The organism is Pseudomonas sp. L13, from assembly GCF_009935965.1.
Taxonomy (GTDB): domain Bacteria; phylum Pseudomonadota; class Gammaproteobacteria; order Pseudomonadales; family Pseudomonadaceae; genus Aquipseudomonas; species Aquipseudomonas lactis.
Genome location: NZ_QODJ01000102.1, coordinates 1 through 11,796, shown reverse-complemented (window position 1 = coordinate 11,796; position 11,796 = coordinate 1). Strand labels below are relative to the sequence as shown.

11 protein-coding genes, 1 tRNA gene and 1 pseudogene are annotated in these 11,796 nt (G+C 55.8%); 11 read left to right on the top strand and 2 right to left on the bottom strand.

The features are described from left to right. The first annotated feature begins 202 nt into the window (after positions 1-202). Positions 203-952, top strand: a complete 750-nt coding sequence (locus DK871_RS27540; protein WP_161907379.1) for a carbon-nitrogen hydrolase family protein — start codon at positions 203-205, stop codon at positions 950-952. Next, positions 953-1,399 (top strand): GNAT family N-acetyltransferase, encoded by a 447-nt coding sequence (locus DK871_RS27535; protein ID WP_161907378.1) that lies wholly within the window; start codon positions 953-955, stop codon positions 1,397-1,399. A 35-nt stretch (positions 1,400-1,434) separates the two neighbouring features. On the opposite strand, the gene DK871_RS27530 is transcribed toward DK871_RS27535, so the two are convergent. Then, positions 1,435-1,674, bottom strand: a complete 240-nt coding sequence (locus DK871_RS27530) for a DNA-binding protein (RefSeq protein WP_161907377.1) — start codon at positions 1,672-1,674, stop codon at positions 1,435-1,437. 82 nt (positions 1,675-1,756) lie between these two features. Between DK871_RS27530 and DK871_RS27525 the strand changes: the two genes are divergently transcribed. From DK871_RS27525 to DK871_RS27495, 7 genes are all read left to right on the top strand, one after another. Further along, a complete protein-coding gene (locus tag DK871_RS27525; protein ID WP_056787600.1) occupies positions 1,757-2,122 on the top strand; it encodes a helix-turn-helix domain-containing protein in 366 nt (121 codons plus the stop codon). 151 nt (positions 2,123-2,273) lie between these two features. After that, positions 2,274-2,915 carry a UvrY/SirA/GacA family response regulator transcription factor gene (uvrY, locus tag DK871_RS27520; RefSeq protein WP_003190387.1) on the top strand — a complete coding sequence of 214 codons (642 nt, stop codon included), beginning with the start codon at positions 2,274-2,276 and terminating at the stop codon, positions 2,913-2,915. 1 nt (position 2,916) lies between these two features. Continuing rightward, complete coding sequence (gene uvrC, locus DK871_RS27515; RefSeq protein WP_032892419.1) at positions 2,917-4,740, top strand: excinuclease ABC subunit UvrC; 1,824 nt, start codon at positions 2,917-2,919, stop codon at positions 4,738-4,740. 32 nt (positions 4,741-4,772) lie between these two features. After that, positions 4,773-5,333, top strand: a complete 561-nt coding sequence (gene pgsA / locus DK871_RS27510) for a CDP-diacylglycerol--glycerol-3-phosphate 3-phosphatidyltransferase (protein WP_044273195.1) — start codon at positions 4,773-4,775, stop codon at positions 5,331-5,333. 60 nt (positions 5,334-5,393) lie between these two features. Then, positions 5,394-5,469 (top strand) — tRNA-Gly (locus tag DK871_RS27505). A 222-nt stretch (positions 5,470-5,691) separates the two neighbouring features. Further along, entirely contained in the window at positions 5,692-7,533 is a 1,842-nt protein-coding gene (locus tag DK871_RS27500; RefSeq protein WP_161907376.1) for an integrase arm-type DNA-binding domain-containing protein, read from the top strand. A 1,344-nt stretch (positions 7,534-8,877) separates the two neighbouring features. Further along, positions 8,878-9,870 (top strand): hypothetical protein, encoded by a 993-nt coding sequence (locus DK871_RS27495; RefSeq protein ID WP_161907375.1) that lies wholly within the window; start codon positions 8,878-8,880, stop codon positions 9,868-9,870. 66 nt (positions 9,871-9,936) lie between these two features. Here the strand turns inward: DK871_RS27495 and DK871_RS27490 are convergent, their stop codons facing one another. Then, positions 9,937-10,563, bottom strand: a complete 627-nt coding sequence (locus DK871_RS27490) for a hypothetical protein (RefSeq protein WP_161907374.1) — start codon at positions 10,561-10,563, stop codon at positions 9,937-9,939. Positions 10,564-10,747: 184 nt separating this feature from the next. Here DK871_RS27490 and DK871_RS27485 point away from each other — a divergent pair, with 184 nt between their 5' ends. Beyond that, positions 10,748-11,536: an ATP-dependent endonuclease gene (locus DK871_RS27485; RefSeq protein ID WP_218581558.1), complete on the top strand. Its 789-nt coding sequence runs from the start codon at positions 10,748-10,750 to the stop codon at positions 11,534-11,536. Positions 11,537-11,596: 60 nt separating this feature from the next. After that, a pseudogene (locus DK871_RS27480) lies at positions 11,597-11,796 on the top strand (IS630 family transposase); the annotation flags it as partial.

The window sequence follows — 11,796 nt, the reverse complement described above, 5'->3', positions numbered from 1 at the left end:
GTTACCCACGAATTCAAGCCTGCGTTCGGCCAGCGTGGTTTAACGGGGCGCCTAAGATCAAAAGCAGATCAAGAGCGACTCGCTTCGCATCGTGGTTACCGTCCGCTGCTACAGTCCACTCAGTTGTGTAGATACCTATGCCGCTATGGGGCAAGTGTGGATATGCTGACGGCTCTCAAACAATGATTGCCAGGACGCGACCATGACTGCCTTGACCCTTGCTGCGGCGCAGACCGTTTCCATCCCGGGCGATGTCGCTGCCAATATCCAGCGGCATCTGGCGTTGATGCGGGCCGCGGCTGAACAGGGCGTGCAGTGCTTGGTGTTTCCAGAACTGTCACTGACGGGCTACGAGCCGTTCCTGGCGGCCGACTTGGCCATCGACCCGCAAGACGCCGTGTTGGCGCCGTTGCGTGAGCTGGCGCGGGAGCTGCGGTTGATGGCCGTGGTGGGCATGCCGGTGCGGTTGGCGCCAAAAGCAGGCGTGCTGATTGGCGCGCTGGTGCTGGGGGCGGACGGCTCGGTAGGCGTCTACACCAAGCAGCACTTGCACCCCGGCGAAGAGCTGGCATTTGCTGCGGGGCAGGGCGGCGAGGTCTTGGCATTCGGAGATGACCGCATAGCATTGGCGGTATGTGCGGACTTTTCCCAGGCCAGTCATCCACGTCAAGCGGCGGCAGCGGGCGCCACGGTGTATGCCGTCGGCGTGCTGATCAGCGAGGGTGGCTACGCGGCAGACAGTGCTTTGCTTGAAGGCTATGCGGCCGAGCATGGCCTGTTGGTATTGATGGCTAACCACGGTGGCCCGTCCGGAGGCTGGGCTTGTGCGGGCCGCAGTGCAATTTGGACCGCTGATGGCAACTTGCTTGTTGCCGCCCCCGGTGTCGGCGACGCGCTGGTGATCGCCTGTCGCGAGAACGGGCAGTGGACCGGCCAAGTGGTAGCGCTCTGAATGAGGTTTCATTTGCGCCGGGCCACTGAGCAAGACCTGCCGTTTGCCCGCACCTTGACCCATGAGGCCATGAGCCATTATTACCGTCAGAACGGCTTGTTGTGGTCCAACGACGGCTTCGACGTGGCCTGGGCGGGCCGCGAGAACTGGCTGATCTGCAACGATGACGGCGTCATGGGCTTTATCAGCCTGAGCCGAGACGGCAAGGCCCTGTATATCCGCGAGCTGCACCTGCTGGAATGCTGCCGCAAGCAGGGCGCGGGCACATGGGTGCTGGAGCAAATGGCGTTCAAGGCACGCGTCGAGGGCCTGGGCTTTTTACGTTTGACGGTGTTCAAGACCAACCCGGCAAGAAGGCTGTATCAGCGCCTGGGGTTGAGCATTGTCGGTGAAGAGGATGGCTTCTGGCGGATGGAGCGTGAGTGTCGCGCACTCACATCGGACTAAAACAGGCACGTCCTACAAATAAGCGCATACTGCTGTCAGCTAGTGCTTTGTTCATCGTGGGAGTGAGCTTCAGGCTCATCCACGATAACACCCTCTTTCATGCCCAGAAGTACCGCCACTTTATGGGCTTCTCCACGTCGTCCTTTTTTTCGCCCGGCGAGCACTTGATAGGTGGTTGCCGGGTCTACGCCATGCTCCCGGGCGAACGCTTGAACTGACTTTCCTTGATGTTCCAGCCAGGCCTTGGCTTGTGCAGCAGTACGGATTCCGGGCATAGTTCAAAACCGTTCAAGTTTGTTTAACGAAGTAATGGTGTGACACCTCTTGGGGTGTGCCAATTTAGGATCATACATCCAAATGAGTGGAATCGGTTCGCGCTTAAGGCAAGAAAGAGAGCGACTTGGCCTGTCGCAGAAAGTTTTTGGTGAAATTGGAGGCGTTGAAGCGAACGCCCAAGGCAAATATGAAAGCGGTGGTCGTGCACCCAAGGCCGACTATTTGTCACGCGTTGCCGAAAAAGGAGTGGATATCCTGTACGTGTTGACCGGCAGTCCAACGCCGATCCAGCTGGATAACCTGAGCAAGATCGAAGAAAAAGTGCTGGGCAATTACCGAGCGATGTTCAAGGAAGACCAGGATGCAATCCGTCGCTTGACCAGTACCTTGGCCGAGCATTCCTCCGCGGTGAACGGAAAAGCCAAGCCGCACCCCCAGGAATCCTGACCTTTAGCCCAGGAAACAGGGCTGTTCGCCACCCGGTGAACAGCCGCAGCGCGTTGAATCTCTATATATATGACACTTGCAACTAGGTCTGCGCCTTGGTTTTTTGCTAAGGTGTTCAGCAACCTATAAGACCATATCGCGAGGTGTCTGCTTGATTAGGGTGCTAGTAGTCGATGACCATGATCTCGTTCGTACAGGTATTACACGAATGCTGGCTGACATCGACGGCCTGCAAGTAGTCGGCCAGGCGGAGTCGGGGGAGGAATCCCTGATCAAGGCCCGAGAGTTGAAGCCCGATGTGGTGCTGATGGACGTCAAGATGCCTGGGATTGGCGGTCTTGGTGCCACGACCAAGCTATTGCGCAGCCATCCGGACATCAAGGTCGTGGTCGTAACGGTGTGTGAGGAAGACCCGTTCCCAACCCGTTTGCTGCAAGCCGGTGCCGCCGGCTACCTCACCAAGGGCGCAGGCCTGGCCGAGATGGTGCAAGCCATTCGCCTGGTTTTTGCCGGCCAGCGTTACATCAGCCCGCAGATTGCCCAGCAACTGGCCATCAAGTCTTTCCAGCCCACCAGCGATTCGCCGTTTGATGCGCTGTCGGAGCGGGAAATCCAGATCGCCCTGATGATTGTCGGTTGCCAGAAGGTGCAGACCATCTCTGACAAGCTGTGCCTGTCGCCCAAGACCGTCAATACCTACCGTTATCGTATCTTCGAGAAGCTTGCCATCAGCAGTGATGTTGAATTGACCCTGCTCGCGGTGCGACACGGCATGGTGGACGCCAGCGCCTGACATGACCACACCGTTTGATCCCAGTGCCTTTCTCTCCACCTGCAGTGGCCGCCCCGGCGTGTACCGCATGTTCGACAGCGAGGCGCGCCTGCTTTACGTGGGCAAAGCCAAGAACCTGAAGAACCGTCTGGCGAGCTACTTTCGCAAGACCGGCCTTGCGCCGAAAACCGCCGCCCTGGTAGCGCGTATCGCCCAGGTCGAAACCACCATCACCGCCAATGAAACCGAAGCGCTGCTGCTTGAGCAGACGCTGATCAAGGAATGGCGGCCGCCCTACAACATCCTGCTGCGTGACGATAAATCCTACCCTTACGTATTTTTATCGGACGGCAACTTTCCGCGCCTGAGCATTCACCGCGGGGCAAAAAAGCAGAAGGGCAAGTACTTCGGGCCTTACCCCAGCGCCGGGGCGATTCGTGAAAGCCTGAGCCTGCTGCAAAAAACCTTTTTTGTGCGCCAGTGCGAAGACAGCTTCTACAAGAACCGCACACGGCCGTGCCTGCAATACCAGATCAAGCGCTGCAAGGCGCCCTGCGTGGGCCTGGTGGAACCTGCGGAGTACGCCGAGGATGTGCGCCATTCGGTGATGTTCCTCGAAGGGCGCAGCAACGCGCTCACCGATGAGCTGTCCGGCGCCATGGAGCAGGCCGCCAGCACCCTGGATTTCGAAAAGGCCGCCGAACTGCGCGACCAGATCTCCCTGCTACGCCGTGTCCAGGACCAGCAAAGCATGGAAGGCGGCACCGGTGACGTCGACGTGATCGCCGCGTTCGTCAACCCGGGCGGCGCCTGTGTGCACCTGATCAGCGTGCGTGGCGGGCGGGTGTTGGGGAGCAAGAACTTCTTCCCGCAGACCGGTATCGACGAAGACGTGGCAGAGGTCATGGCCGCGTTCCTTGGCCACTATTACGTCAGCAGCCCTGAGCGCGACCTACCGTCGGAGCTGATCGTCAACGTGGTGCATGAAGACTTTCCCACCTTGATCGAAGCGATTCACGAGCTGCGCGGCCGCGAGCTGGACATCAGCCACCGCGTACGCGGCACCCGTGCTCGCTGGCAGCAACTGGCCGTGACCAACGCCGAACAGGCCCTGGGCGCGCGGCTGGCGAACCGACAGCACGTCGCTGCACGCTTCGACGCCCTGGCCGAGGTCCTCAACCTGGACGAGCCGCCTCAGCGCCTGGAATGCTACGACATCAGCCACTCCAGCGGTGAGGCCACGGTGGCGTCCTGTGTGGTATTCGGGCCGGAAGGTCCGATCAAGGCCGATTACCGGCGCTACAACATCGAAGGCGTTACCGCCGGCGATGACTACGCCGCGATGCACCAGGCGCTCACGCGGCGTTTCAGCAAGCTGAAGGACGGGGAGGGCAAGTTGCCCGATATCCTGCTGGTAGATGGCGGCAAGGGCCAGTTGTCCATGGCCCGTGACGTGCTCAACGAACTGGCGGTGCCCGACCTGATCCTGCTCGGCGTCGCCAAGGGCACCACGCGCAAGGCCGGTTTCGAGACGTTGTACTTGAATGATGCCGCCCATGAGTTCACTTTGAAGGGCGACTCACCCGCGCTGCACCTGATTCAACAAATTCGCGACGAAGCTCACCGTTTCGCCATTACCGGCCACCGTGCCCGCCGTGGCAAAACCCGGCGTACCTCAACCCTGGAAGGGGTTGCGGGGGTAGGCCCGACGCGACGTCGCGACTTGCTTAAACATTTTGGTGGCTTGCAGGAGCTGTCCCGTGCCAGCATTGACGAGATAGCCAAAGCACCCGGTATCAGTAAAAAGCTCGCTGAGCTGATTTATGCAAACCTGCACAGCGAATAGAATGCCTTCTCACCTCGTAGCCAGTTGTGCCGATGAATATCCCTAATCTGATTACCGTTCTACGCGTCCTGCTTATCCCGATTTTCATTCTGTTGTTTTATTTGCCGTATGAATGGAGCTACGTCGCCTCCAGCTCGGTATTCGCCTTCGCGGCCGCCACCGACTGGCTCGACGGCTACCTGGCACGCCGCCTGGAACAGAGCACGCCGTTTGGCGCGTTCCTCGACCCTGTGGCCGACAAACTCATGGTGGCCGTTGCCCTGGTCCTGCTGGTACAGGAACACGGCAACCTGTGGCTGACCCTGCCGGCCGCCGTGATCATCGGCCGCGAAATCGTCGTCTCGGCCCTGCGCGAATGGATGGCCGAAATCGGCGCCCGCGCCCACGTCGCCGTCTCCAACATGGGCAAATGGAAAACCGCCGCGCAGATGCTCGCGCTGGTCATCCTGCTGGCCAACCCGTCGGACTTCACATTCTGGGTGCTCACCGGCTACGCCTTGCTGCTCATCGCCGCCGGCCTGACGCTGTGGTCCATGCTCCAATACCTGCGCGCCGCCTGGCCTCATCTGCGAACCACGGTTGAAAAGAAATAAAACTTTTTTGAATCAAGGGGTTGACGGGTGCTGAGGATTCTATAGAATGCGCATCACCAAGCGGGAATAGCTCAGTTGGTAGAGCACGACCTTGCCAAGGTCGGGGTCGCGAGTTCGAGTCTCGTTTCCCGCTCCAAATATTGCGCTACAGAGTTCCACTGAATTCTGTAAGTGATTGAAATCAGGGCCTTTAGGCCCTTTTTTCGTTCCAGCGGGAACCACTGAAATCCAGCACTATCCGGTGTGTTTAAGTCCAGAATTGAGTCCAGGATTCTGACAAGCACTGAATCGGTTTAATGCTGGAGCAGTTTGTGTAGCGAGATGAGCATCTGGCCCTGACTCTGTTCAGGAGCTCGCGATGGCACTCTCAGAAATGGCAGTTCGGCATGCCCGAATTACCGGTAATGACTACACCCTCGGTGACAGTGATGGTCTCACTCTCAATGTGACGGCCAGGGGCGGAAAAGTCTGGCTCTTCCGTTACTACTGGTCAGGCAAGCAGAAGCGCATGTCGCTCGGTAGTTACCCCCAAATTGGGCTTAAAGAAGCCCGTACCCGGCGTGATGAAGCACGGGCCTTGGTTGCCCAGGGCATCAACCCCTATGAGCATCGCAAACAACAGCGGCTTGCTGTTCATTCTGCGAGAGAGCATACCTTCGAGGCCGTGTTCAATCAGTGGGTGGAGTTCCGCAGGCTAAGCCTGAAGGAAGGGCGCCAGAGCACGCTCTCGCAGATCTTGCGAATCTTCAATAAAGACGTCCTGCCAACCCTGGGCGGGCGGTCCATCTACGATATCAATCGTCACGATCTGTTGGATTTATTGAGCAGGATCGAACAGCGCAAGGCCTTAACAACCGCCGAAAAATGCCGGACTTGGTTCAACCAATTGTTCCGTTATGCACTGGTGAAGATCGAGGGGCTGGAGCACAACCCAGCTTCAGACCTTGATGTGGTTGCACTCCCCAAACCTCCGGTTACGCACAATCCATTTCTCCGAATGGACGAGCTCCCAGGATTGATGGTTGCTCTTCGAAACTACGGTGGCGCCAGCCAAACTCGGCTTGGCCTTCGGTTGTTGCTGCTGACCGGTGTCCGCACGGGCGAATTACGGTTGGCAACACCCGACCAGTTCGATCTGGAGAAGCGCTTGTGGGTCATACCGGCGGAAGTGGTGAAACAACTCCAGCTAGCGATGCGGAAGCCAGGTAGGCAGACCCAAAATGTACCGCCTTATATCGTGCCGCTGTCGGTTCAGGCTCTGGAGATTGTGCGTCACTTGCTGGACCAGGTTGTTCCCGCGCAGCGCTATTTGTTTGCGCATCGAAGCGACCTGAGCAAGCGTATCAGTGAGAACACGCTGAATGGCGCGTTACGTCGGATGGGGTATGCCGATCAACTCACTGGTCACGGGATGAGGGCGACGATCTCGACGGCGCTGAACGAGATCGGGTATCCAAAGGTGTGGGTGGACGCTCAGCTTTCTCATGCTGATCCGGATAAGGTGAGTGCGGCCTACAATCACGCGGAATACGTGGAGCAGCGTCGAACCATGATGCAGGATTGGGCGAACCGCCTGGGTCTGTGGGGGCAGGGCCAGCTGAAAGCGGCAAGCTCTCCGCTTACTATTCGTTTAGAGGGCGCAGCTTCGTTACCTTCTTTGGAAAGCGCGAACGCAAACGCCGTTCTGTACAGCAGTGGCTTCCCAGCGACGACGGTTCCAGCCTCTAAAAAGTCCGTAAGCAACGAACCGGTCCTTAACGCGGCTCAGTATTCACCTGTCCCACCTGCTTCAGCGCAGACTGAACAGCTGCGCGAACCCCAAGTATCTGAGATACAACGTCAGCGCGCCGAGATGCTAGCCACCTATGAAGCTTCGAATAATTTGCCGCTGCTTGTCTTCGCCAAACTGGCAGGCAAATCCCGAGATCAGATCAACCGCGATATCAAGGCTCGGCGCCTGCTATCCCTGAGCTTGGGGAATCGCGGTCAGCGCATTCCCGATTGGCAGCTTGATCCACTGCGGCACAAGTTGGTACTTGCTGCGTTAGCGCGGTTTCCGGATGTCGATGCATGGAGGCTTTATGGCGCCCTTTGTAAGCCTCATGAGCGATTAAAAGGTCGCGCGCCAATCGATATGCTCAATATGGAAAATTTCGAAGGGACCGCACAGATCGTTTGCAGTGCGCTGGGTTCAAGCTGAGGTGCTGTCTTCGTGCTGTGATAACGGATGTCGCTGCTTGCTTGGGTCCATCTAGCTCGGGCTGCCCTAAATGCGTGGACTTCACGAGTTGCCTGAGGTGCGGCGGAGGTGTTCGGCAGGAGGCTTCTATTGCGCAGGAAGACACCCTTTGGCAATATCTCGCTCCCACCCTCTCTTGTCAGCTCTCCATCCCTCTCATTTGGGGGCTGCGTCTTGGGGATGGCGGGTAACCACCCGGCCTCGTGCCGGGTTTTTTATTCGTTCGGCAGGCACGGCTGGCGGACAAACTTGGAATATCCAGCTACCCCATGTATGGGGTGCTAGGGGTCGAGTGTTCGAATCACTCCGTCCCGACCATATTATTCAATGACTTAGCCCAATCTGAAAAGGTTGGGCTTTTTCATGCCCGAAAAATACTTCCACATTTACTCCCACGAATATCTTGGATCTTAATAGCTTTACCATTTGAGAGGCTTGGTTGTGTTCGAGTCTCGTCCGCTGCGCCATATTTGCTTCCACAAAGCCCCACTGAACGCCTGGAAACCACGGAAATAGCGGCCTTTAGCCGCTTTTCTCGTTTTCTGAATTCCACTGGAATCCATCTCCGCCACGGTTTTTTAAGTAAACATTTAAGTACACCGCTGGCACATGGGTGACTGCGAATCTGAAGGAAGCCCGAGGTAAAATGCTTGCCTGACGAACAGAAAGCGGATAGAGGCGGCGCAGCGGAGTAAGGTGGCCATGATCACTAAAGCTTAATACTTGCACGGAACGCTGTGACGTAGAGGCGAGCGAACACGATTGGCGAATAAACCCATGGGCAATGTTGACGATACGGCGTTCGCCAAATGGCTCGAGCGGATTCCGGTGATTCGCGAAGTGGCTAAGCATCACTCGGAGTGGAAAGAGCCCACGCAGCGATTTGAGATTTGAAGCAGTGGTCGATTCACACCCGAGGCGCTACTGCTGATCTCGGAGAGAAACCTTCAAACTCAAAAGTACGAGATCGTTGCCAAGGCTCAGATCATGTTTTCGAGCAAGTCTGGGTTGTAACGAAGCAGGGCTGATCCGCACCTACGAACAGCACTTCATCAACCATCCATAGAAAGAAATTGAGATGAGCCCGAGCGAGCGGCTAGAAAAAAGGAGCGGGATAAAAAGCGAGCCGTGGTCGAGAATACGTCAGTGCCAACTTCCCCTACACCCACTCACATCAGTATCTGCTTCCGGGGCAGCGTAGTGCAGCAGGTATGGTAACAGCACCTTCTTTTTTTCTGTGATTCCAATATGCAATTACTGGGTTAATATACAGCTCTCTCCCTGGTGTGCGCTCAAGAGGACTGAATGGCTCCTACTCATGACATCATCGAAATCAGATCGCTTATCGATCTCCTCTCCATATTCAATATCTCCGCTGACATAACCTTGACCAAGGATCAGTACAGCCACCCACTGCGCCCCTATCGCTTGATTCAGCCAGAAGCCAGTTGCCAATACCAAAAAAAAGGTACGCGCTGTTCGAAGATGCATCAGCATGGCTTTGTCGTCGAGCTCAAAGATGGCTCTAACGTATTGATAGGTCATTGCTGCGCCCACAATCACTTGGGCCTTCATGACGCAGAGGTCAAAGGCGCGTTGAAGCAACTGTCCGCGACCGAACATCGAAACATTCGGCGCCATAAGGTGGAGACATTGCTCCTCCAGCGGGATGCATTCGTTGAAAGGGTTAGAGCGGCGAACATCAGACATCGCGGGCTGGTGGATAGGATTGACCAAATCCTGCAAATCCTTCCTGAGCGTGTGGGTGTCATTCTCAAAACTCGGTGGAAGAGTAGCCACCTCGAGGTGCTATGGAGCTACCAGATCATCAAGAAAGGGATCGATGAGAAGGGTAAGACCTATGAGGAACGTCACTGGTACCCTCATTCCTTCGGAAAACTCAAAGGTATGGGCTTATGGCTACAGTTGGGTCAACAGCGGTATCAGGAGCGTCTGCTCGATTTTCGCCGGCAACTTGAGGCCATTCCCTCAAAAATTCGTTTGACCAATGCACAGGTAGAACAGGCAGAGGCTGTTTTCAACCGACTGACTGAGCTGACAGTCATCGAGAGAGAGATACAGTCCCAGACGAAGCTGATCGACGAATTCCTTAATCCTGCCAACTTGGAAATGGTGATCCAGTTGACCAGCAATCAAAAAATCCGCGCGGAAACGGTGCTCGCCGTGCACAAGCTTCGAAATGAGACTTGCGGCAAGGCTCCTGAGAAATACGTAGCCGAAATCGACCGAATGTTGAAGCAGCGATATTCAGCCGGAGCCATACGAATCTCTGAGTAATTCTTGTCGCACCCGCGTCGAAGCTCGAGTCGTCGATAGTCACTCTCTTGCAGAGCGCGCTGGTTCTTACGTTGGCGTCGGGGGCGGGTTGGTGTTTTGCTGAGTGATAAGCTGTGCTCGAGAAATTCGCCAAGTCCACACTATGGTAGCGAGCATGCCAAGGCTGGCTAGGATCACGGCGATCGTAATTCCTGTGATGCTCAGCAGGAAACCTAGTAAGCCATCAATTTCTGAGCTTTGACCCATCGTACGTTGCAAAGCCATAAAACGAATTCTTGCTGCGACGTCGACTTTCATGGCGCCAAACGCCGCCTTTACCACGTTCTCATCTGTGTCGCTAGGCAGCTCTTTAAACGTGAGTTTATAAAGTTCCAATGCTGTACCACAGTAATAATTGCGATTCGCATAATTATTATTTGAGGCGTCGATGCAGAGCTCAAGGTAATCAAGCGTTCGCTTGTCTTGGTTTTCGGCAACCAAAAAGCTATACGTAGCGTTATGTTGATTCGAACTTTCCTGATATTTATCTAACAGGTAGGTGAGGTATCCGAGGTAGCTGCCTAAAATAACGATACCCACGCTAGCCACGAGTAGCACTCTGGTCAGAGCGCGTTTTGAGGCCTTGGTCGTAATCCTATTGGCTAGCCTTCCCAGTACGTCTGCATCTTCAAATGCTTCCTTAATGCTGCCCATATGGCTCCTTGAACAGTTTCGTGCTTATCTTGGGTGGCCAGCATTATGCCTCCGTGCCGTAATGGCCGCGAGCGACGATGGCTCAGGTTTTGGAAATACCTAGGGGGCATCAACGAGGCTGCGGTACATCCACGCTTCAAAGCTGCTCCTTCCGGGAGCGCGAATGTGAAGGAGATACGATCTGGTGAAAATTAGGAAGCTGGAAATCAAGAACTTCCGGGGAGTCAGCAAGCTGGAATGGTGCCTTCCAAAGGCTCATATATTCTGTCTGATTGGCAAGGGAGACTCGTCTAAATCGACCATACTGGAGGCCATTCGGTATACGTTCTTCCCCCAGTGGAATCTCACGCTCAGCGACTCCGACTTCTATAGCGGCAACATTGCAAATCCGATCACTATCGAAGCAACGATCGGCGAGCTTGTAGACGACTTTTGCTCGCTCGCTAAGTATGGGCATTACCTCCGAGGCTGGGACAGCGACGCGTTTCAGATCAACGATGAGCCAGATGACCATCTCGAAAACGTGCTCACCGTGCGTTTCACTGTTGGCAAAGATCTCGAACCTCAATGGGTTGTCGTATGCGACCGACAACCGGAGGGAGTTCCTTTCAAGCAAGCCGACCGGAACAAAGTCAGCGTCGGCTTGATCGGCACATTCAGTGAAAGGCAGCTTTCATGGGCTACGGGCACTGCCTTGTCGAAGCTGACCGCAGTACAGAGCCTGAATGAACTGCTGGCAGATGCCTCTAGAACTGCGCGATCGTCATTAGATGCGAAGCGGGAGGAGACGCTAAAAAATTTCGATGCTGCCGCATTGAAATCTCAGGAAGTCGCCAAGCTCCTTGGGGTTCCCGTGGTCGATGCCTACAAAGCGCACCTTGATCTGGCCTCCGTAAATTTGAAAGCTGGTGGACTAGTCCTGCATGACGGTGAAATTCCGCTGCGCCAGTTGGGGCTAGTGTGCTGTCTCTGAAATAAATTCTCCGAAAATTGACTACGCTTTCTTGGTTATCACATCCTTGGAGGCGAACAGATGAGCGCCCAAGATATTGTCCTGAGCCCCGAAGAACACGTCGAACTAAGCCGCCGCATAAGGTCTGCCACCATCAGTCAACGTGACGGTCGGCGCGCCCGGGTGATCCTGTTGGCCGCTCAAGTTGTACGCGGGTTGAAATAGCCCGCCTGGTTGGGTTTTCTCTGCGCTCGGTCACTCTTTGGTGTCAGCGTTTTCAA